Origin of the sequence: Paenibacillus sp. BIHB 4019 (assembly GCF_002741035.1) — a bacterium.
GTDB lineage: Bacteria > Bacillota > Bacilli > Paenibacillales > Paenibacillaceae > Pristimantibacillus.
Genome location: NZ_CP016808.1, coordinates 5,671,726 through 5,695,204, shown reverse-complemented (window position 1 = coordinate 5,695,204; position 23,479 = coordinate 5,671,726). Strand labels below are relative to the sequence as shown.

General features: G+C 50.7%; 16 protein-coding genes. All 16 read right to left on the bottom strand.

The features are described 5' to 3' along the window. Positions 1–50: 50 nt before the first annotated feature. On the bottom strand, positions 51–1,502 hold the full coding sequence (locus BBD42_RS24830) for a CoA-acylating methylmalonate-semialdehyde dehydrogenase (protein WP_099520328.1): 1,452 nt from the start codon (positions 1,500–1,502) through the stop codon (positions 51–53). A gap of 27 nt (positions 1,503–1,529) precedes the next feature. Continuing rightward, the gene (gene iolC, locus BBD42_RS24825) at positions 1,530–2,537 is read right to left on the bottom strand and encodes a 5-dehydro-2-deoxygluconokinase (protein WP_099520327.1); all 1,008 of its coding nucleotides are present in this window, start codon (positions 2,535–2,537) and stop codon (positions 1,530–1,532) included. Between the two features lie 42 nt (positions 2,538–2,579). After that, positions 2,580–3,482: a myo-inosose-2 dehydratase gene (gene iolE, locus BBD42_RS24820; protein ID WP_099520326.1), complete on the bottom strand. Its 903-nt coding sequence runs from the start codon at positions 3,480–3,482 to the stop codon at positions 2,580–2,582. A gap of 40 nt (positions 3,483–3,522) precedes the next feature. Next, a complete protein-coding gene (iolD, locus tag BBD42_RS24815) occupies positions 3,523–5,388 on the bottom strand; it encodes a 3D-(3,5/4)-trihydroxycyclohexane-1,2-dione acylhydrolase (decyclizing) (protein ID WP_099520325.1) in 1,866 nt (621 codons plus the stop codon). A gap of 309 nt (positions 5,389–5,697) precedes the next feature. Beyond that, the gene (locus tag BBD42_RS24810; RefSeq protein ID WP_237163220.1) at positions 5,698–8,016 is read right to left on the bottom strand and encodes a glycoside hydrolase family 88/105 protein; all 2,319 of its coding nucleotides are present in this window, start codon (positions 8,014–8,016) and stop codon (positions 5,698–5,700) included. 229 nt (positions 8,017–8,245) lie between these two features. Continuing rightward, a complete protein-coding gene (locus BBD42_RS24805; protein WP_099520323.1) occupies positions 8,246–10,819 on the bottom strand; it encodes a beta-mannosidase in 2,574 nt (857 codons plus the stop codon). A 174-nt stretch (positions 10,820–10,993) separates the two neighbouring features. Then, positions 10,994–12,316, bottom strand: coding sequence for an ABC transporter substrate-binding protein (locus BBD42_RS24800; RefSeq protein ID WP_099520322.1), 1,323 nt, complete (start codon positions 12,314–12,316; stop codon positions 10,994–10,996). A 133-nt stretch (positions 12,317–12,449) separates the two neighbouring features. Next, positions 12,450–13,655, bottom strand: a complete 1,206-nt coding sequence (locus tag BBD42_RS24795; RefSeq protein WP_099520321.1) for a glycoside hydrolase family 130 protein — start codon at positions 13,653–13,655, stop codon at positions 12,450–12,452. Between the two features lie 52 nt (positions 13,656–13,707). Beyond that, entirely contained in the window at positions 13,708–14,952 is a 1,245-nt protein-coding gene (locus BBD42_RS24790; protein WP_237163219.1) for an AGE family epimerase/isomerase, read from the bottom strand. A gap of 15 nt (positions 14,953–14,967) precedes the next feature. Continuing rightward, the gene (locus BBD42_RS24785) at positions 14,968–15,894 is read right to left on the bottom strand and encodes a glycoside hydrolase family 113 (protein WP_099521789.1); all 927 of its coding nucleotides are present in this window, start codon (positions 15,892–15,894) and stop codon (positions 14,968–14,970) included. Between the two features lie 79 nt (positions 15,895–15,973). After that, positions 15,974–16,810: a carbohydrate ABC transporter permease gene (locus BBD42_RS24780; protein ID WP_056040449.1), complete on the bottom strand. Its 837-nt coding sequence runs from the start codon at positions 16,808–16,810 to the stop codon at positions 15,974–15,976. A 3-nt stretch (positions 16,811–16,813) separates the two neighbouring features. Continuing rightward, the gene (locus BBD42_RS24775; RefSeq protein WP_056040451.1) at positions 16,814–17,692 is read right to left on the bottom strand and encodes a carbohydrate ABC transporter permease; all 879 of its coding nucleotides are present in this window, start codon (positions 17,690–17,692) and stop codon (positions 16,814–16,816) included. A 134-nt stretch (positions 17,693–17,826) separates the two neighbouring features. Then, the gene (locus tag BBD42_RS24770; protein ID WP_099520320.1) at positions 17,827–19,335 is read right to left on the bottom strand and encodes a response regulator transcription factor; all 1,509 of its coding nucleotides are present in this window, start codon (positions 19,333–19,335) and stop codon (positions 17,827–17,829) included. Between the two features lie 31 nt (positions 19,336–19,366). Continuing rightward, entirely contained in the window at positions 19,367–21,223 is a 1,857-nt protein-coding gene (locus BBD42_RS24765) for a sensor histidine kinase (RefSeq protein ID WP_099520319.1), read from the bottom strand. 12 nt (positions 21,224–21,235) lie between these two features. Continuing rightward, positions 21,236–22,303: a LacI family DNA-binding transcriptional regulator gene (locus BBD42_RS24760; protein ID WP_099520318.1), complete on the bottom strand. Its 1,068-nt coding sequence runs from the start codon at positions 22,301–22,303 to the stop codon at positions 21,236–21,238. A 285-nt stretch (positions 22,304–22,588) separates the two neighbouring features. Continuing rightward, positions 22,589–23,317: a Crp/Fnr family transcriptional regulator gene (locus BBD42_RS24755; RefSeq protein ID WP_099520317.1), complete on the bottom strand. Its 729-nt coding sequence runs from the start codon at positions 23,315–23,317 to the stop codon at positions 22,589–22,591. Positions 23,318–23,479 lie beyond the last annotated feature (162 nt).

The window sequence follows — 23,479 nt, the reverse complement described above, 5'->3', positions numbered from 1 at the left end:
ATTGGTCTCCTTTATGCGATTATCCGTTATTCATTTGGCTGCCCTTCAGGCTACCAACGAGCGGTCACCATTTTTTTGCGTGTGTAAAATTCGACGCCATCTGTGCCGTTGGCATGCAGATCGCCGTAGAACGATTTTTTCCAGCCGGAGAAAGGGAAGAATGCCATTGGTGCTGGAACGCCAAGGTTGACGCCGAGCATGCCCGCTTCAATCGTTTCGCGGAATGTACGGACGTTGCTGCCATCCTTCGTGAACAGACAAGCGCCATTTGCAAACTCCGACGCATTGGCAAGCTCAATCGCTTCTTCCAGCGTCGCAACCCGTGCAATCGCCAGTACCGGAGCGAAAATCTCATCTTTCCAGATCGTCATTTCCTTCTGTACGCCATCAAACAAGGTCGGCCCGACAAAATAACCTTTTGCATCTGCCGCAGCCGCAGCATCTTTGCGTCCGTCGCGCAGCAGTTGTGCGCCTTCTTGCTCGCCGATTTCAATATAGCGAAGCGTCCGCTCTTTATGTGGTCCGCGAATGACCGGACCTAGGAAAATACCTTCCTCCAAACCGTTGCCGATCGTTAGCGAATCCGCTGTTTGCAGCAGCTTGGCTACGAGTTTGTCAGCCACGTCGCCAACAGCGACGACAACCGCACAAGCCATGCAGCGTTCGCCTGCGGAGCCGAAGGCAGCGTTCGTAATTTCTTTGACCGTCAGATCAAGGTCGGCATCCGGCATAACGATGGAATGGTTTTTCGCGCCAGCGAGCGCTTGAACACGTTTGCCTTCCGCCGTTCCTGTGCGATATACATACTCCGCTACCGGCTGCGAGCCAACGAAGGAAATGCCTTTTACATCGGGATGCTTCAGCAAGCCGTTAACGACATCATGCGCGCCATGAACGATGTTCAGCACGCCAGCCGGAAGACCCGCTTCATGGAAAAGCTCAGCAAGACGATTGGCGAGCAGCGGCGTCCGCTCCGATGGCTTAAGCACGAACGTATTGCCGCAGGCGATCGCAAGCGGGAACATCCAGCATGGCACCATCATAGGGAAGTTAAACGGTGTAATACCGCCGATTACGCCAATCGGATAGCGGTACATGCCAGATTCCAGTCCAGTCGCAATGTCAGGAAGCTGCTTGCCCATCATCAAATTAGGCGCACCCGCCGCAAATTCGACGCATTCAATGCCGCGCAGCACTTCGCCATAAGCTTCGGCGTAGCTTTTGCCGTTTTCTTTCGTTACAAGCTGTGCCAGCTCTTCCCAGTGATCAACGAGCAGCTGCTGGTATTTGAACAATACGCGGGCCCGTTTCGGTACAGGTGTGCGGCTCCATGAAGTGAATGCTTCCTTCGAATTGGCTACAGCCTGCTCCACATCTTCATTCGAAGATAGCGGCACATAAGCCAGCACCTCTTCCGTTGCCGGATTGTAAACGGCTTCTGTCTGCTTTGATACCGAGGCTACCCATTTTCCACCAATCCAATTGCTTAATGTTGCTGTCATATCCACTCAATCCTCTCTGTTTTAAAATTAAATGATGATTTCACCGCGGTTGCAGCGGTCAATATAGTCTTGAACCTGCTCGGCGGACGGCATAGCGTCAGAGCAGCTGTGGCTGGAAATGACGATACATGCAGCGGCGCTGCCGAACTCCATGCTTTTCTCAATCGACCAGCCCTGCATGCTGCCGTACAAAAAGCCTGCCGCATACGAATCGCCTGCTCCGAACGTTTTAATGACTTTGGCAGGGAAGCTTTTGGCCCGGTGCGAAGCGCCATCCTTCGTGTAAGCAATGGAGCCGTCCTTGCCATGCTTGATAATGACAATTTGCGCGGCATAATTAAACCATTTGGCTGCGGTCACATGGTCATCACGCTCCGGATTAGGCTCGAATGTTTCCATATTGTCAAATTCTTCTCTAGTACCCATAATAATATCGCATTTTTCAGCAGCCAGGTTGTAATAGATTGCCGTTTCCTCCGGCGAGTTCCACGTATATGGACGGTAGTCAAGATCAAAGGCAATAACGACGCCATGCTTGCGGGCATAATCGATGGCCAGGAACACCGCTTCGCGTGAAGGGTTTTGCGCCAGCGCCGTACCCGAAATAAGGAGCATTTTAGACTGGGCAATCAGCTCCTCGCTAACCTCTTGCGGCTTAAGCAACAGGTCAGCTACGTTGTCGCGGTACATTAAGATGCTGCATTCCGTCGGGCTTTTAATTTCGGTAAAAGCAAGCCCTGTCACTGCACCGCTGTCATCCGTAACGACGCCTGAGGTGGCAATTTGATTATTTTCCAAATACGTCGTAATAAAACGGCCCATCTGGTCATCGGCAACCTTGCCGATAAACGATGTTTTCATCCCCAATCGGGACATGCCAATCGCAATATTCGCCGGAGAGCCTCCAACGTATTTGGTAAACGTCATGGTCTCTTCCATCGGGCGATTAATTTCATTCGCGTTCAGATCGATGCACAAGCGGCCGATAGCCGTGAAATCCAGCGGCTTCGCTGCGTTATATGTGATATAAGACATTCGAGGGCCCACCTCCTAAAGTTATTTAATGTTATGAAATACTTAATTCGAGTTATTTAATGAAGTTAAGTAGCTAATCGCTTTCTTCGCGTATTCATAGGGATTATGAATCGCAGGGTCCTGTTCGCCTTCAAGCATCGCCCAGCCGTTATAGCCGCGAGCCGTGAGCTCCTGAATAACTGGTGCAAAATCAAGGCACCCGTCACCCGGCACCGTAAAGACGCCTTTGCGAATACAAGTGACGAAATCGGCCTGTTCTGCGCGAGCTTCATCGAGTACAGACTGGCGAATATCTTTCAAATGAATATATGCGATGCGGTCATAATGTTTATTCAGCACATCCAGCGGATTCGCTCCGCCATAATAAGCATGACCTGTATCAAACAACAGATGCACATAGGCCGGGTCCGTCAGCTCCATCAGCTTGTCGATTTCCTCCGGCTGCTCAACTACGGTTCCGCCATGATGATGGTAAGCCAGCTTTAAGCCGTATTCAGCCGCTATTTTTCCGGCAGCGTTAAGGCCTGTCGCCAGCGACTGCCAGCCCGCTTCATCCAGCCGCAGCACTTGCGTCTCATTAGGCGTACGCCGCGGATCAAAATGCAGCGAGCCGCCGACCTCAGCCGTGCTAATCACCTTGCTCCCCATGCTTTGCAAAAACTCGGCATGCTTTCGGTAGCCCTCAAGCTCGGCCTCGCGATATGCGGGATCAGAAAGCAGCACCGATTTCCACTGGGACACGAGCTGAATGCCTCGCTTGCCCAGTTCCTCGCGCAATACATCAGTATCCGCCGGATATTTGCGTCCCATCTCCGTTCCAGTCAGCCCCAGCCGCTGAATATCATCCAAAATCTGTTCATAGGTCGTATCCGCCCCATGCTCCCGCACATCCTCGCCAACCCAGTTAATCGGGTGAATGCCGAGTGAAAATGTAAATGGCTTCATTGCTTACCCCAGCTCCTTATTCAAAAATAGGATCAACCTGTTACAGCTGCTTCGCCTTGCTGAGCTTTACCTGCATCGCTGCATGTGCCTTGAGAACTTTATCGCTCTCTGACACAGCAGGAACGCCAACATGCCACCAGGATTCATAGCCGCCGGAGTTTGTGCCCGGCAATACGCTAATTTCAATCAGTGTCGTGCGCTCTTCCTGTTTCGCCTGAAGCAAAGCAGCACGTAGCTCCTCCGCATTGGTTGCTTTGTACGCACTGGCCCCAAGACTGCGGGCATGGGCAGCAAAATCAATCGGCAGCGGCTGTCCGGTATATCTGCCTGTGCTCGCTTCGCGGTAGCGGAATTCATTGCCGAAGCCATCACTGCCATGCTCGCGCTGCAAGTTATGAATACATTGGAACCCATGATTGTCAAAAAGCAATATCGTAAACTTGCGCTGCTCCTGCAAGCTCGTCACTAGCTCGGAATGCAGCATCAAGTAGCTGCCATCGCCGACCATCGCATACACCTCGCGCTGCGGCTCGGCGAGTGCTGCTCCGAAAGCGCCGCTAACTTCGTAGCCCATGCAGGAAAAACCATATTCCATATGATACGTTTTCGGCTCTGTCGAACGCCATAAGCGGTGCAAATCGCCGGGCAGGCTTCCGGCAGCGCCAACGACGACGGAAGACGAATCAATCGTTTCGTTAATAACGCCTAGCGCGCGGGTTTGGGAGAAGCCATCTTCATGCTCTTCCTTATAAAGACGATCAACCTCTGCGTCCCACGCCGCTTTGCGCTGCGCCACTTCCGCATCGGTGTAGCTGCTCTTGTAATTCGCTGCTTGAAGCGCACTTTGCAGCGCTTGCAAACCAGTGCGGGCATCGGCAATTACCGCTTCCCCGCCTAGCTTCGCTGCGTCAGCGCCATTTAAGTTAATGTTAATAAACTGCACATCCGGGTTCGCGTATGCGGACTTGGAGGCGGTTGTAAAATCCGAGTAGCGCGTGCCGACGCCAATAACCAGATCAGCCTGTTTGGCCCATTCGTTTGCTGCCAGTGCGCCTGTGACACCAATGGCTCCTGCATACAGCGGATGGCGCCAATCGAATGCGCTTTTTCCGGCCTGCGTTTCCGTAACCGGAATGCCGAAAGCTTCAGCGAAGGCTTGCAGCTCGGAGGTCGCAGACGCATACAAGACGCCGCCTCCAGCTACGATAAGCGGATGCTTGCTCGCTGCAATGCGCTCTGCTGCACGGGCTACTGCATCTTTGGTCGGTTCGCGGCGGTCAACATAATGCACGCGTTTTGCAAAGAAGCTTTCTGGATAGTCATAAGCTTCCGCCTGCACATCCTGCGGCAGCGCGAGCGTGACCGCTCCAGTCTCTGCCGGGTCTGTGAGCACGCGCATCGCTTGCAGCGCTGCGGTAATCAGCTGCTCTGGACGAACGATGCGGTCCCAGTAACGGCTTACGGCCTTGAAGGAATCCGTAGCCGAAAGGGTATAGTCGCTGCTTACCTCAAGCTGTTGCAGCACCGGGTCCGGCTGGCGCGAAGCGAAGTTATCGCCGGGCAGCAGCAGCACCGGAATGCGATTAACGGTCGCTGTTGCCGCAGCCGTTACCATGTTCAGGGCACCTGGGCCAATCGAGGTTGTACAGGCATAAATCTGCTTGCGGTTACGCTGCTTGGCGAAGGCTGCTGCTGTATGCACCATGCCCTGCTCGTTTTTGCCTTGAATAAAGGTTAAGCTGCCTGCGCTTCTTTCCAGCGCCTCTCCCATGCCGGTCACATTGCCATGACCGAAGATGCCGAATACCCCTTCAACGAACTTCGTTTCCTCGCCATCTACCGAAATGTATTGCTGATCCAAAAACCGCAGCAGCGCTTGCGCCATCGTCAGTCGAATCGTCGTCATGCCCATTTCCTCCTATCGTAAATCTATAATTTGAACACTTTCATCAAGTCTATAGCCAGCTTGCAGGAACTATGTTTACGTCTAAGATTAAGCGCTTAACTTACCAGAGGAATGGCGCCTAATGTTTTAGATTAAGCGCTTCACCCATAGGCTACTATAACATAGAGCCGCTGACAAGTTTTTTCTTGAAATATAAGAATTTATAAGTTTCACCCTTATACTCCGCTTATATTTCTCGGACTGAAACGCGCCGCGCCGCCAAAGGACGGCGACAGCCGTTTCACCTTGTAGCCTTGCTATTACCACATCTTATTTTGCGTTATCGTCGTTTGTTTGCGTTTGCAAATGCCGCTTCAGCTTGGCGACTTCTGTGCCGGCAAGCATCATAATGCCGATGCCGTGATTGTCGTTGACAACCGTCCGCAAATCCTGATCATAATAATCCGCTGTGAAAGCGTAGCGCGAGCCGCTGCATACGCCATGCACATTGCCCTGCCGGTCAATGGCGTAACGCGTCAAGCCGTCCCATGCGCGGAACGCAGCATTCGTGATAGCAGCAGGCTGCTTCACCCAGCCGAAGCGAACGCCCCGAGCGAAGCCATAAGCAAACATTGCCGTGCAGGATGCCTCCAAATAAGTATCTGAACGATTGACTACCTGATGCCATAACCCGCGATCTGATTGACGAGCGGCATAACCTTCGCATAGCTCATTGAAGAAGTCCAGCAGTTCATCGCGCAGCTCATGCGACGCAGGCAAAGCTTCCAGCACTTCTGTCAGTGAAAAAATCGTCCAGCCATTGCCCCGCCCCCAAGGAATGCCTGTCGCCCTGTCATATTTAAAATCATAGACATGGGACATTAGCCTCTCACCCGGCATAAACAAATAGTTTTTGAAGCGCAAAAATTGCTTCGCCGCTTCATCCAGCGCCTCATCATTGCCTGTTAAGCGAGCATAGCGGCACAGAAATGGCGTGCTCATGTACAAATCATCGGCCCACATCGTATTGGCAGCATACTCGCCCTCGCAGGTGCGGTAAAACGCGCCATCGGGCTTGCGCTCCAGCTTATTTAGCATAAAATCAGCGATGCGCTCGGCAATTGGCTCTACGCTTGCTGTAGCGAGCCCTTGTCTAGACTCCAGCATAGCCGAGCCGAATGAGCCGCAATTATCGAGCATTTTCATCATAACGAGCTGCTGATTAATGGCTGGGAACCCATATTGCTCACGATCCCAGAAGGAATAGTCGTACATTTCCGTACATGCCTCAACATGCTGGGTCGCATAGCTGACGATATCTGGGCGATCCAGAAAACGACCGGTTTGCAGCAAGCCGTATATCGTGACGCCAAGCGGATAATCCCACCGCGCATAATTGGATACCGTACCGACGGTCCATTTATTGCTTAGCATGGCATTTTCATAATAAGGACGTACCCAAGTATTCGGTCGGTCGAGCTGCCAGTAAGTGTGCTTCATCTGTCCCTGCTGAACAGGCTGCGATTCCTTGTTTAGAGCATATAGACAATCCGTGCGAACAAGCTGCTCCCAAGCAGGGTTAGCCGCCCCAGCTTCAAACGGACCGGCATATAACCATTGTCCTGCTCCCGAACCATGCACTTGCTGCGGCAGGCTCATTGTGACAGCGCTGCCATCATTGGCGTTAGCCGCCGTCAGCTCAAAGCCCCAAGACTGCTGGCCGCACACGCTGCGAGCTACGAAATGATGCTTACCAGCTTCCAGCAAAAGCTCAATGCGAAACGGTCCTGCCGCCGTGCTTTCACCTACCTGTTTTCCTTCAAGCCACAAGGTAAGCTCGCCAGAGGACTCGCCTTCAAGCACGACTGCTTGCTTCCCAGGCAGCGGCTGATACAATGTCGTCCACGCATAGGCAGCTTTGCCATGCTGCTTTCCGAAAATCCGTTCCAGCTGGCCAAGGCTGCGCTCCTCCTCTGTCCAATCGATAACCGGCAGCCAGTCCAGACCCGGCTCCTGCTGCTGTGATCCCATTAAATCCGGCTGCGCCACTTCTACCCGCTTGCCTGCCTCAAGGGCTGCATCAACCGGCTGCGAGAAAATCCATCCCGACTGCCCATAACGCTCCTCGAATGGTGCACGTACATTCATGATCCTTACTTTAGCCTCGTCGGAGCCGATTTGACAGCCAAAGCCCGCTGGCGTGCAAGTCATCGACAGCCATAAGCTGTTCCAGCCCTTAGCAAATACTAGGCTCAGCTTAACCGTCGCATCCGGGCTAATCTCCTCTATTACATTCGAACGAAAAACTAGCTCGCCGTTGAAATACAGTCTCACAGGGCCAAGGCAGCGCACATTAATATCCAAGCTGCGCTCCTCATCGCTCCATACGAGCCCTGCTCCATAGCTCAGCTGACCAGCTTTTGCCTCAGGAAACCGTGAAGCAAGATCCAGCTCATACAGTCCCTCTGCATTTTGCAAAACGCCATTTTTGTTGAAAGCGCGGAAAATAAATCCTGCCTGCGGATTCGCGCCCACATAACGGTCGGCCAGCAGCTTCAAAATAGCGGTATCTTTGTCGCCAAAACGATGCTGTGCACTTTCCTCTGCTTGAAAATAAATCGACATCGAATGATCACAAATCCTTTCCATGGCGTAGCTTGCTATCCGTTAATCTATTTTATGAAAAAGCGATTAGGTATAGCGCTTAACTTGGTGAAAATGAACCGCGCTTGCAATCGCCAATGAACAGGCAATTTACAGGACGCGGTATTGAAATTTAAACCTTATGCAGCCATTATAGCTGAAAGCGCTTCATTCTGTCATCTCTTTTTTTAAAAAAACGCCCCTATTTTTTTGCCCGGGCTATTTTTTCATCCGCTTAAACAATAAAATCGGCCATTGAACGGGCCGTCACGCGGCTATCCTGCTCTGTTCCGCCCGTGCTTGCACCTGCATTGAAATCTCCCAGTTCATGCGGTATAAACGTGACCGTCTTAACCGTGCCTGGCAGCAAATCAAAGAAATTATCACTGAAGCGGCCCTCGCGCTCGCATGTCAGCCAGACGCCTTTGGCCAGCGTATTCGTCTCCAGCGTCCACTGTGCAACGCCGTTGTGCTCGGACTCTGTTATTTTGAGCTCAGCCTGCGCCAGCGTGATGTCCTTCATGGCCTCAAAATAATGCAGCTCGCTTGCCAAGGTGTGGCCATCTGCTTCATCCAGCAGCTCTGCCAGCAATACGCTTGCCGCGGTGTCGGCAGCTCCAAGCAGCTCGGAGCGCTGAAGTGTCAGGACATTAGCCGCAGTATTTGCTGTTACGCGGACAGGAGCACTTTGCTCGCCCAGCAGCTCGCCGCTAAAGCTGTACAGCCGCAGGCGCAGCTGGCCTCGTACGGGAACGAGCTGATCGGATACGATGTGGAAGCTGATTTCCCCTGCTTCCTTGCGATCATCTACCGACAGCAGGCAGTCTGCGAAGCTTCTTGCTGCATAATATTGCAGCGCCTTCCAGCGGCCGTAATAATCCATTCCCGCCCAGGAGGCTACAGGCCAGCAATCATTCATCTGCCAATACAAGGAGCCCATGCAATACGGCTTGCGGCGGCGATGTGCTTCAATAGCCGTTTTCATCGCCTCTGCCTGCAAAATTTGGCTCATATACAAAAACGAAGGGAAATCCTTAGGCTCGGACATATACATCTCCATATATTGCTTAATGAGGCGGTTGCCGGCGCCATTTTTCTGATGGGCGAGCATGACTGTGGATTCCAGCTCCATATCCGCCTCTTCCGCATAGCTGCGCACCGATTTGTATTCCGGGAACGACTGGAAGCCATATTCGCTCATGAAGCGTCCGACGTAGCGATTATAGTTTTCGAATGGCTCTACATTATGCCATACGCCCCAATAATGAATATCACCGCTAATCGAGGACGAATCCGAGTGCTGCGTATGGTCGCCGGTCAAATCAACCATTGGCGAGGAAGGCCAATAATCGATTCCTACCGTCAAGGACGCTACAGCTTCTGGCAAAATGCGATGGAAAATCGCCTCATAGTCTGCCCATAGTTTCGTTTGCTGCTCCTGCGTGTACGATTTTTTCCAGCCCCAGCCGCCATCTGGATTATAATGCGACCATGCGGTGTCGATCTCATTATTGCCGCACCATAGGGCGATCGACGGATGGTTGCGCAGACGCCTAATGTTATCTTCAGCTTCCAGCTGCACGCTGCGCAGAAACGCTTCGTCACCCGGATACATGCTGCATGCAAACATGAAATCCTGCCATACGAGGAGGCCATATTGATCACACAGCTCATAGAAAGCTTTTTCCTCGTAAAAGCCCCCGCCCCATACACGAAGCATGTTCATATTTGCTTGTACGGCGCTTACGATTTCATGTTTATAACGCTCGTAGCCGACTCTCGTCGTAAAGCTGTCATTGGGAATATGATTCGCGCCTTTGGCGAAAACCTGAACCCCATTCAGCTCCATATAAAAGGAAGTGCCGACCTCGCCCTGCTGCCTAACGAGCCGGATCGTGCGAAGTCCCGTCGTTACCTTTTGCGAATCATATCGAACTTCGTTATTGTTATGCCAGCATTCGATCTGGAACGTGTATAATTCTGGCTCGCCCAGACCTCTGCACCACCATAGGCGCGGATTTTCAACTTCAAACGGAATTTCAATCGTCTGTTTGCCTACGGCTAAAGAAGCAGAATGCCCGCTGAACATGCCATTATCGGATGCTGCCAGCTTCAGCATGACATCGCATTCGCGCTCAGCCTCCAGCTCAATGACGGCTGTAAGCTTTGCCAGCTCTGCCCGCACCTCATCCTGACGGATGTATACATCGGTAATCCGGACATAGGACCAGCCCTCCAAATATACGGGACGCCAAATGCCGCTCGTTACGAAACGCGGGCCCCAGTCCCAGCCATAGTGGTAGGGGGCTTTACGGGCAAATACGCTAATCTTCTGATCGTCAAGTCCGCCTACTTCGGATTGATCATTTGGAGCCGGCAGCGCATAACCAAGCTGAGCCAGCTTCGGCAAATCTTCTTTAATCGGCGAGCGGAACAAAATACGCAGCTCATTGTCGCCAGCCGTCACCATGTCCGTAACATCAACTCTCCATGTGCGGAACATATTATCTGCAGCCAGTATATGCGTTCCATTCAAATACACATCCGCATACGTATCAAGGCCCTCGAACACGAGCTCCTGCTTCGCCCCAGCAAGCTGCTCCGGTGAAGGCTGAAAGCTCGAAACGTATTCCCAGTCTTTTTTGTCCACCCACTGCGCGTCCTTCTCATTCGTTCCGTAAAAAGGATTTGTCAGCCGGCCATTTTGAATTAAATCCGTATGTACATAGCCTGGCACGGCAGCAGGCAGCCATTCTCCCTGCCCTTGCTCCTTAAATTTCCAATTTCCAATCGTCCATTGCTCTTTCATCGTATCCTCCTAAAAATGAAAAAAAGTCAGCTAAACACATGAAACCTTACTCCGGAGACTGAGCCGCCGAAGCAAGGTTGCCATGCATTTTACCGCTATTTTAACACGAATAAATTGATTGTTTATTGCTAGTGCTGCTCTATTCAGATAAATCAGCTAGAGAAGGCTGTTATTCTAGTAGCCCAAAGCGGTTTTAGCTTCTTTCCATTTCGCATTCAGCTTGTCGAAAGCTGCTTTCAGATCATCAGCAACGAGGTACTCTTGAACATAGTTGCCAGTACCGATGCCGATTTGCGCTTTGTTGGCAATTTCATTGAATTTTGGATCTGTAGCTTCGCTTTCAAGCAGTGTCGGATTAGCAGCCTGGAACTCCGCTAATTGAGGAATCGTCGATTGTGCCGATTTGTCGATTGGCATGAAACCGGATTGCTCTACATAACCGGACTCTTTCACGAAGAAGTTGACCCATGCAGTCGCAAGCTCTTTGTTTTTGCTGTCTTTGCTTACTGCAACCAAATAATCCGAGCCAAGCGGTGCATTGTATTTGCCGCTATTGTCATAAGGAAGCGGGAAGAAGCCAATGTCGTCTGACGATGCGCCAGCGCCTACGATTTGTGGAATGACCCAGTTGCCAAGGAAGTACATAGCCGCTTTGCCCGATGCGACTTCGCCTTTCGACATTTCCCAGTTGTTCGTCGACAGATCTTTTTCTACCCAGCCTTTTTCAATGAAGGTACGGCCGATGTTGGCAAGAATGCCCCAAGCATTGTCCACTTTGAATGGCGCCTCGTCTGTGACGAGCTTGGATACGAACTGCGGGTCGCCTGCTACGTACCAGGCGGAGTTGTCAGCCCAGTTGCCCATTGGCCATTGTGCGCCATAGTTCATGTACAGCGGGATGATGTTAGCTGCTTTCAACTTTTCGGCATCCGCATACAGCTCATCTAGCGTAGCTGGAACCTTTTCGATGCCTGCTGCTGCAAAAGCTTTTTTGTTGTACACAATCCCTTGCGTGTTTACGCCAGTCGACAGACCGTAACGTTTGCCATCGAAGAGCGTCAGGTCAGCGAAAAAAGTATTAGTGAAAAAATCATCCGGCAGCGGCTCAAAATATTTTGGATATTCCGAAACAGCAAGTCCGGAAGGAATCATCAATACGTCCCCTGCTTCGCCAGTTGTTAGGCGAACTTGAATGTCGGTTGCGTAGTTCGTCAAGCCTTCAAACTCAACTTCAGCCTTTGGATATTTTTCTTTAAAAGCTGCTGCGTATTTGTCTAGCGTTCCATCGTTGAGAAAATCGGTCCGATGCGTCAATACTTTAATTTTGCCGCTCAGCTCGCTAGCTGCGCTTGCTTCTGGGCTTGCAGCGGAATCACTAGGGCTTGCCGAAGCAGAGGCTGCTGGAGCGCTTTCTGCCGGCGTATTATTGCCGCCGCAGGCAGCGAGAATGGAAGTCATCAATAAAATTGCGGAAGATAAAGCCAAGCTTTTTTTCATTTTGTTTCCCCCTGAGTCGTATTTGGTATCGCTTACATCGTAATCATATACGCTATGAAAGCAAAATAATATGACGCTGTTTTGTTTTTATTGTCATGAATTATGCTAACAGCGCCATCGTTTGTTAGTTTGCTTAGCTGCGGCGCAGAAAAGCGTATTCCGCCTGCTCCATCAATTGGAGATTGCGGCTGATCAGCTCCGTGCGCTGCTCGACGCTTGCCCGGGAACGCAGATGATCCGGCGGCGTTTGCTTCACATAATCGACAAGCTGGCCGATACTCGTTGCAGCAACATGTACTCTTGTATCGGAGGAAGCATAATAAATGTACACTTCGCCGCCCGGCAGCTGGACAGCGCCATTACAAAATACGACATTGGATACATCGCCGATCCGTTCAATCCCCTCCGGGGCAAGCAAATGACCACCTGGCGCGTACGTAACTTTGCTCGGATCATTCAAATCCGTCATGAAGGCATATAGGACGTAACGAAGTCCTGCCGCTGTATTGCGCACACCGTGAGCAATATGCAGCCAACCTTCAGCCGTTTTTAGCGGCGCTGGACCCTGTCCATTTTTCACCTCTTTAATCGTGTGGTAAAGCTTGCTGTCGACGATTGTTTCTTCGGCGATGACTGCCGGATTCATGCTCTCCGACAAGCCCCAGCCGATGCCGCCGCCTGCGCCTGTATTAATAAAGCCGTCCTGAGGACGCGTATAAAAGGCATATTTACCATCAACAAATTCAGGGTGCAGCACGACATTTCGCTGCTGTGGCGACGGAGAAGCAAGATCCGGCAGACGCTCCCAGGTGCGCAAATCCTTCGTGCGGGCAATGCCGCCTTGGGCAACCGCGCTTGACGTATCGCCAGCTGGCGCTTCTGGATCTTTGCGCTCGGTGCAGAACAACCCGTAAATCCAGCCGTCCTCATGCTTCACAAGCCGCATATCATACACGTTTATATCCGGATCTTCCGTTTCCGGCAGCAGCACGGGATAATCCCAGAAGCGGAAGCCTTCTGCCGGAGAGTCGCTTTCAGCAACTGCGAAAAAGGACTTGCGGTCAGCACCTTCTACCCGAACCATCAAATAAAACTTTCCACCGAGCTCAATGGCTCCCGGATTGAAAGCGGCATTAACACCGATCCGCTCCATTAAATACGGATTAGTCTCCGGGTCCAAATCATAACGCCAGTACAGAGGCGTGTGCTCATTCGTAATAACGGGATGCTCGAATCTTGCAAATACGCCATTGGACTGCTGAACTTGTTTATTAGGCGCATGAAGCAGCTGCTCATGCCGGTCCGATATTGCTTTAAGCTGTTCCAACCATTGATTCATAAGGGCCTCCTTATTATTCATATCTTTTTTATGTCTGCTTTATTTTTGACCATTAATTATTAATGCCATTAATCTTAATTCGTTCTAAGCGTTCAATAGCTTCAAAGCAAGCCCGGCTGTTATGATACGGACATTTCCATGGATCGATTTTTGGATAGCTTGTGTCGGCCACACCTTCACGGGAGACTTGCCAGTGCCACTCGCCTGTTTCCTTATCGGATATGCAAGCTGCAATGAACTGCCAGCTGCCCCAAGCGGCATTCAAATACCGCTCCTCCTGCGTCAGCTCATAAGCATTCAGAAACCCAACCATCGCTTCCGCCTGCGGCCACCAATCCTTCGCTGCATCCAGATGTCCGTCTCCGTCGGCTTCATTATAAATGCCGCCATCCGCATCAACGCCCTCGGCAAGCGTCACGCGCGCCATATGAATAGCAGCTTCCCGCACTCGCTCCTCAAGCGCCTTATCGCCCAGCACTTCAGCCGCCTCCCACAGCAGCCAGCTTCCTTCAATATCGTGGCCATACGAGACATGGCGGGATTTGGAGTTCCATGCATCGTCAAAAAACAGCTTGAAGTGATGGCTTTGCGGATCAATGATGTAATCCAAATGCAGCTCAATGAGCGTCTTCAGCTTGTCGCGAAGCCCTTCCGGCTTCCATACCCGATACAAATTCGTATAAGCTTCCAGCACATGCAAATGCGTGTTCATCGATTTACGCTCATTGAGATCCTTGCCGCTGAGGCTCAAATCATCCGTTTCCTGCCAGTTTTGCGCGAGTGCTTCAATATATCCCAGATGAACAGGATCAAAGGCATGCTTCTCCAGCAATCTGTAAATTTCCTCTGCCCACGGCAGCACGTCCTGCTTTCCAGTAGCCCGCACATATTCCGCTAGGGCGTAAATAACGAATGCCTGCCCATACACTTGCTTTTTCGTCTGAACGGGCTTCCCGTCCTTATCGACCATCCAAAACAAACCGCCATGCTCCTGATCATGAAAATGCTCCTGCAGCGCACCAAGTGCCCGCTCTGCCAATTCCAAATAAGGCGCTTCCTTATAAATGCGGTACGCCGACGAGAAAGACCATAAAATCCGTGCATTGAGCACGAGGCCCTTATCTGCATTTTCCGAAATGGACCCGTCGCTTGCCATAAGGCCAATAAATCCGCCGTTCTTCTCATCTATCGCATGCTTCATCCAGAAGCCAAGAATTTGCTCGCGCACTTCCTCCGTCAGCGATTTTTGCCATTCTACAACATCCAGCATGTTATGCGTTCCTGTTACGTTGCTCATTTTTCTTTTGCCTCCCTAACCTACTGGCTGTCCTTGTCCCTTGGCATAGTAAGAGCGGATGACCGCTGCCGAACGTTTGCCATACATGCAATAATCATCGTTGCGGGCAGCATCTTTCGCATCGTAAAGCTGAGCTGGCCAATCCCACAGCATGTAGCCGAGCATCCAATCGCGCCGGGCACAAGCAGCGAACATCGCTTCATAATAACGCTCCTGCTCGATTTCAGACGGCGCGCCTGGCAGCGACCAGTCATTTGGCTTTGCAGCCGAGCCTTCACGGCTTGGACAGCCCGCTTCCATGAAGAAGAACGGCTTATTCCACTTCGCAATGCCCGCCTCTATGCGATCAAGCTGCTCCTCGAATTGATCAATCGGATAATAGCCGCTGGACGAAATAATATCGACGGCATCCCACCAGCCCACTCGCTCTTCCTGATATTTATCGCAGTTATAAGTAATAGGTCCGCTGTATAGCGTCCGTACCAAGGCTATTAAATCGCGCCATTCCTGCTCGCGTTTGTCCGACTGGACCATTTCACAGCCGATGCAAAACATTTCGCAGCCCTCTTCCTCGGCTATCGCTGCATAATAGGCAATGAATTTTCCATAGGAAGCGAACCATTCCCCCCAGCTCGGCTCCCCTGGCGTATCCTGGTCGAAGAAGCCGATATGTGCCCGCCAAGTGCCATTTCCAACGTTGACTACTGGCTTGAGGCATACTTTAATGCCGTGCCTTTTCGCCTCGCGAATCGCCCAGCGGATTTCCTCATCACTAACCGTCGGCTCGCTCCAATAAGGAATTTCTGTCGATTGCGGCGTATCTTGAACGGCTGCGAACGCAATCGCCGTCCAGTTAACGTTCAGCTTGGCCATTTCAGCGATGGAAGCCGCCGCCGCAGGCCCCGCCCACGTACCACGGACTCCCGTCCAGCCCCATGTCATTCCAAAAACCTGCTCATTCCACTGCTGCTGCACGTGTGTTTCCCCCTTCAATTCGCTAACCTTGTATTGGATCGCCCTGTTATTTGACCGCACCGCTCGTTACCCCGGCGAAAATAAACTTTTGCATCGAGAGGAAGATCGCTACCGTCGGAATGAAAATAATTAATATGCCCGCGGATATGACGTTCAGCTGGGCGGCATTCGGTCCGACAAAGGCATAAATAGCCGTCGATACAACCTTTAGCTTCTGGCTTGGCATATACAGATAAGGCGTGTAGAAGTCATTGTAAATCGAGATCGTCTTCAAAATAACGAGCGTCGCTGTTGCTGGCCCGAGCAGCGGGAAAATAATCGAGCGATAAATTTTAAACAGCGATGCGCCCTCCATCATTGCGCTTTCGTCCAAATCTTTCGGAATACTGTTGACGAATTGCAAATAGATGACGATTTGCAGCACGTCGGCTCCCAAATAAAGAATGATTGGCGCCCCCATCGTGTTGTAAAGCGAGAAATACTTAATGACGCTAAATGTAGCAACCTGCGTCGTAACCATAGGAATGACTTGGGCTACGAGGTACATGCCCATAATTCCCTTTTTCAGCTTAAAATCAAATCTTCCGAGCGCGTACGCCACCATCGTGCCGAACATAATGTTGCCCGCTACAGCGATGACCAAAATGATCGCAATATTGCGGAAGCCGAGCCCGAGCTTGCCGATGTCGAACACCTTTTGAAAATTATCAAAATTCAAGAAGTTTGCTGGCAAAGCAAGGCCCGATTGATAATACTCGACCTGTGTCTTAAACGCTCCGGTTACAATGGAGTACAGCGGGAATAAGACGACGAACAGCGCAAGAACCAGCGTTACATATTTGAAAATTGTAAATAATGGTGAACCTTCTCTACTCTGCCCCATCCTCTATTCCCCTCCTTTGAACAAAAATTTGCGCTGAATAACGATAAAGAGCAGAACCATTAATAGCAGCACAACCGCCATCGCCGAGGCAAGGCCGAAGTTTTGATATTTAAATGCCGTATCCACCGTCTTGATGACGAAGGTTGACGTATCGTTCGCACCTAGCAGCATGACATAAGGAATATCGAATGCTTCAAGCGCTCCTGTCAGCGTTAAAATAAGCATGAGCTCCAGCACTTTGCGAATGCTTGGCAGCGTGATGAACCTGAACTTCTGCCAGCCCGATGCGCCATCGATTGAACCCGCTTCATATAAATCGTCTGGAATCGACTGCAAGGCACCGATGAAAATAACCATGTTCAGCCCCATATACTTCCACATAGAGATGAAGGCAAGCGAGAAGTTGACCAAATGCTTATCGCCCAGCCAGCTTTGCTGCCATGATTCAAGTCCGATTGCCCCAAGCAGCGTGTTTAGCGAGCCGTATTCCACATGGTAAACGTTTTTGAACATAATGACCGTTGCTACGCTGTGCAGCACATAGGGCAGAAACAAAATGACCCGAAACCCATTGCGTCCCCGCAGCTTGCCAGTCAATATGACGGCAAAATACAAGGAAAAGACGACTTGTATTAAACCACCGATGAAATAATAAGCATTGTTTTTAAGCGCTCCGAATACTTCGGGCTTGGTGAAAATCTCCTTGTAGTTGTCGAGGCCGATAAAATTCATGTCCCAGCCAAGACCGCTCCAATCCGTCAAGCTGTAATACAGCAAAGATACGGCCGGGTAATACGAGAAGGTCAGCGACAGCAGGACGGGAATTGTCAAAAACCCGAACAAAATTAAATATCGCTGCGTTTTGTAAGAGAACTGATGCATAAGGCCACCCTCGCTTTCTTTTAATGAACAACGTTGTTAGCGTTTTCATCATTATAGGAGATGCCGGGCCCGATTATAATGGTCTTTGTTATGTTTTATTGTCTTCAATTTGGATAACGGGAACCTAACTTTATTTACCTAACTTTATCGCGATATTCCTTCGGTGTTAGGCCGGTCATTTTTTTGAACACTTTAGTGAAATAAGCCGGATCGGCATACCCTATCCGCTCACCGACCATATACGTTTTCAGCCCCTGCTCCTGCCGCAGCAACTGCTTCGCTGCCTCAATCCGCACAGAAATCATGTAATCGGTAATTGTCTCGCCCGTCTCCGTCTTGAACAGCTTGCTTAAATAGCTTGGCGTCAAATATACAATATCCGCAAGGCGCTGCAGTTCAAGCTCCTCGGTGAAATGCTGCTGGATATACGACTTAACTTTATCTATTGCTCTATTATCCGATCGCGCGCTGCCTAGCAAGGCGCTAATTTCCTCCATGCCCGTCCGCATGCTTTGAGCGAAAGCTTCCCAATTTTCGCTAGCTTCCGGGTCGATCGGCATATTCACCTGGCCATATGCAAGCTGAACGCTGCGTTTTTTCAGCTCCTCGGCCATGAGTGCTTTAAAGCCGAAGCATGCCTCATGCAGCTCCTTCCAGCAAATGCGCTGGGCGGCTGCCTCCTGCAGCCAGCTGTTAAATGCAGTCTGTGCCAAGGCGAAATCATTCATTTGCAGCGCCGGCAGAAGCTCCTTGCCCACGATGTGCGTCAAACGCAGCAACTGGTCAACAGGTGCTGCACGGCTAACAGCGCCGGAGCACCAGCGCGGCTCCGTATTATACCAAGCATGCTGATAGGCGGAAAAAGCTTCGCTATAAGCATTGGTCAGCCAGCTGCTGCCGCGGAAAATGCTGCTAAAGCCTACTTTTGCACGCGTAAAGGCTGGCATTCGCTGAAGAAGTATAACAGCGAGCTCCCTGACGGTCTCGGCATGGTCGGAATCGTGAATGGCGATGAGGATAATCCGTCTGCCGCCTTCACCAGTAATAATCATTCGCTCACGCAGCCAGTCAGCCATAAACCGTTCCAACTGAACTTCGTCCAGCTCTGGGGCAGTCGTTAATAGCAGCACCGCGTAGTGATGGAGAAACAAGGGCAGCTGATCAAGCGTTGCGCATACATCCTCTACGACATAGGAGGGGAGCTGCTTCTCATCGGCATAAAGCAGCAGGCTAATTAAATCGCCCGACTCCAGGCGGCTGCGGCTGCGCTCCTGCTTCACCTTGCTGTTCACCTTGGCGAGCAGGCGAATGAGCTCATCCAGGTTTACTGGCTTTAACAAATAATCCTCTGCTCCCTGCCGCAGCGATTCTCTGGCATATTCGAAATCATTAAACCCGCTCAGCACAGCAAATTTAATATTTTTACCTAGCTTCTTTACTTTGGCAATGAGCTGGAGCCCTGTCATCTGCGGCATTTTTATATCCGTCAGCACAAAATCGGGATTAAGATGATCCAGTTGGTCAAGCAGCTCCTGCCCGCTGCCAAATGCGCCAATAATTCGGTATTCCTCGCCTGCCTGCTCAATGAGCTTGCATAATCCCAGCCTGATTCGTTCCTCGTCGTCTACAACAACTATATCCATCGTTGCCACTCCTTCCTTTTCGCTGCGCTTTTTATTCCTGTTCCAGCGGCATCCGAATCGTTACCCGTGTTCCCTTCCCCAGCTCGCTGTCGATCGTTAAGCCATAGCTGACGCCAAAACGCAGCTTCAGGCGCTCATGGACATTGCGCAGTCCAATGCCTCTTCCATTTGGCTCTAACGGCTCGGCAGCAGACAAGGCATTGCGTACCCGAAGCAGTTGTGCTTCCTCCATCCCGCAGCCGTCATCGGAAACGGTAAACCACTGCTCTCTGCCGACGATTCCCCAGCCAATGCGAATGAGCATCGTTTCCCGGGAATCCTCATACGCATGGTTGACGGCATTTTCCACAATGGGCTGGAACAGCAGCTTCATCACCCTTATGCCCCAGGCCGCTTCTCCCTCTGGAAGCTCCAATTGAAACCGATCGCCGAAGCGGTCATTAATCAGCTGCATATACATGCGCAAATGCTCAAATTCCTGGCTCGCCGTCACCGTTTCATCTCCTGCATGAATGCTGTATCTGAGCTGCTGCCCTAGAAGCTGGACCATCTCAGCGGCCTCAGGATCATCGTTCAGCACAGCAGTCATTCGAATCGACTCCAGCGTATTGTATATAAAATGAGGATTAATCTGGCGCTGCAAGCTTTCCAGCTCGATCTGGTTTTTACGCTGCTCCATGCGGTAAATGTTTTCAATCAGCAGCTGAATTCTCACCATCATGCGGTTAAAGGCATTGCCAAGCATGCCGACTTCATCGCGGCGGCGAACCGGAAAGGCGACATCGAGATTGCCCGCCTGCACCTGCTTCATCAGCTTCACCATTTCGCGCATCGGCTTCGTCAACGCAAAAATCAGCACAATCGAAATGAGCAGAGCCAGCGTCATAATGGCAATTGCTGCCGCTGCCGTGTAATTACGCGTCTGAATCGCTTCGGCCTCCACCTGCTCCTTCGGAATGAGAATAAGAGTGAGCCAGCCGGATTCCTCGGATTTACGATAAATGACGAGCTGCTCCTTGCCATTTTTATCGACGATGTAGCTGCCGTTTTGCCCTTCTGCCTGCTGGAGCAGCGCATCGCCGGATAAATTCTCAGCAAGAAAGGCTTGCTCGCTGTCATAAATAACGGTGCCCGCCTCATCCAATATGAGCGTTGTGCCTTTCGTCGTCTCATCCAGATCATTCACAACGTTCTCAATGACTTCAATGCTGGCATCGACCGCAATCATCCCGACGGAGTGGTAGGTGCTGTCAATAATATTGCGTACGATCGTGAATACATACCGCTTGCGATTCGTATCTCCGCTTACCTCCTGCGTGCTGATCAGCACAGGCTTGCCATTTGCAGCAGCAGCGGTTTCATGCCAGCGATTATAAAACTCAGGCAGGTTGGCGCGAGCGCCCCCGCTCTTCATGACATAATAGGGATTGCCGTACGCATCAAATAAATAGACGCTGCTGGCGCCTTCCTTAATATTGTTCATAAAATAAATGCTGCTTTCGATTTTGCGCTGGATTTGCAGCTTCATTTCTATATTATTTCCATCATGCAGATTAGGGTTGCCTCCCGTTTCGGCCTCCACCTGCGAATAATAATGATTAGAGAGCTTAAGCCCCTCCTGAATTTCGCCGAGATAGGAAGGTATTATTGAAATTTTTTTCATATCCTTCGTATAGTCGTCGAGCTTGCTGACCATTTTGTCGGAAATTTCCGCTGCATAGGTGACTGTATTTTTCTCAATCGTATTCGTGTAACGCAGCGAAGAAATATAAGTAAGCCCGCCAACCGGAATAAGGATCAACAGCACGAACACGATAAACAGCTTGGCCTCCATGCGGGTTGCCGGAAAGAAAGTCCAGCGCCGCAGCCAAAATTTTGAGTCTCCCATCGCATTCGCCCCTTAGCTTTGCGCCATGGAGCTGGAAGTCGATTCACGCATGACGAAATCGCCCGACAGCAAAATTTTCTCTTGAGGGCTGCTCGGGTGCTCCAGCCGGCGCAGCAGCATTTCGACAGCGCGGCGGCCGAAAGCCTCCTTCTGCACATCGACGGTGCTGAGCGTAGGCTTTGACCAAGCCGCATCCTCAATATTGTCAAAGCCGACAACGGAGCATTCGCCAGGAACGGCAACATTTAATTTACCCAGCACCGTCATTATGCAGATGGCAATGGAATCATTGGCGCAAATGAAGGCGGTCGGCAGCGCTGCTTCCTGGATAAGCTTTTTTACAATAAGCTCCAGTGCCTCGGTCATTTCTGAACGGTTATTTCCCTCGAACGCCAACAGCGCAGACTCCTGCTCTTGGACAAGCCCATGCTCCTCCAGCATGGAGCTGTACCCGAGAAAACGGTCAAGAAAGCTGCGCGAATAGTGAGTGTTGCCAACAAATTGCAGCTTGCGGTGGCCGCAGCCGATTAAATAATTGGTCACTCTGCGCATGCACTCCATATTGTTCATAAAGAGCGTATCCGACGGAATCAGCGGGTCTTCATGATCCACCAGTACGAAAGGTATGCCTAGACTGCGAATTTCAAGCAGCATTTGCGAGGTGATTAGGCCAACGCCAATTATGCCGCGAATGCTGCTCGGGTTAATGAACTGGGAGAAATGATTTTTGAACTGCTCCGTAATCATCATCGTGCCAATTTCCCGCTCCTCCAGCTCCATCGTAATGCCATCCATAATTTTGCCCCAGAAAAAGGAATCCCGCGTCTGGTATCTCACGTTCGGCACAAGCAAAATGACCGTATCGCGTGTTTGACGCTCGCTTGATTTGTCGCCGCTTATGCTGGCGGAAGGAGCTTTAAGCTTTTGCCCGGCAAAATAGCCAAGCTGCGTAGCAACGCTGACAATTTTCTCCCGCGTCTCCGCACTAACGCCCGGCTTTCCTGAAAGCGCTTTAGAAACAGCGAATTTTGAAACATTTAAATAGTCAGCAATTTGCTGCATCGTCACTTTGTTAGCCATAGCTTCACATCCTTTAGTTAGAATAGAGACATTAGTTAGTTTTGTTAGGTTTCGTTAATCATTAATAAGCTAACATTAGCATACGAACGACTTCCTGAAAAGCTTGTTTGCAAAATAAAAAAGACCCGCTTCAGCAGCGGATCTTTCAGCAGATCAAATACGATCAATTCGGCCTCTCTAACAGCACTCTATTATATATAGAAGAAACACGTCGCACACTGTTCAAATGGCAATCCTAAATGCTAGCAGCATTAATCGTCGCTTAACCTGTGCTATCCCCATTTATTAAAACATCGCGCGGTTGCTGCAGTTCAGCTTTTGCTCAATCGACCGCTTGCTTTGTTGGGTAAACAGCAATCGCCCTTTTTTTACGACGAATAGCTTCTCCTCTTTAAGCATTTTCATAATTCGATTGACACTGCGCACTGCTACGCCAAGCTGCCGCGCCATTTCCTCACGAGTGGCAATGAGCTCATATACCGGCTTTTTCTGAAAATCAGCATGGCCCAATGCCTCGTAAAAATAGGCCAGCAGCTTATGCTCCATTGAATAAAAGCTGTTTTCAAGCGTCTTTCTCCCCTGCTGGAAAAGCTTATTCGCTAGCTGATCGTTCAATCGGCGCAGAAAAGCAGGACTGTTGATGACCCACTTTTTGAAGCGCTGCTTGTCGAGGGCAAGCAGCGTAGACTCGCGCGTCGTCTCGACCTGATTAATAAACGGCATATCCAGGCTAATCTCAATATCGCCGATGACGTCGCCCGGCAGCAACATCGCGAGCCGGAACATTTTCCCGTCGGATAGCTTCCGCTCTACCGCAAGTTCGCCGGAAATCAAAATATACACGTAGACCATGTCGCTGGCTTGATCACATACCGTCTCGCCCGGATGAAAGCGGCGCACTTCCCAGCAATTCTGCACCTGCTCTGGAAGCTCGTCAAACATCTCCTTCAGCCAGCCATGTCCCTGAATGATCCGTTCAATGGAATCTATATCTGTACGCAAATCTGTACGCAATATGGCACCTTCTCTGCTGTCGCTCTTCCTCAGTTTCTTAAATGTAAACCTATTTTACCCTTTTAAAAAGGACATATGTCCTTTTTGGCAAAGTTTTTTCAGCTGTCATTCGCCACCATACAGATTGTTGACACCAGCAGGGCAACAAGACAGCAAAAAAGC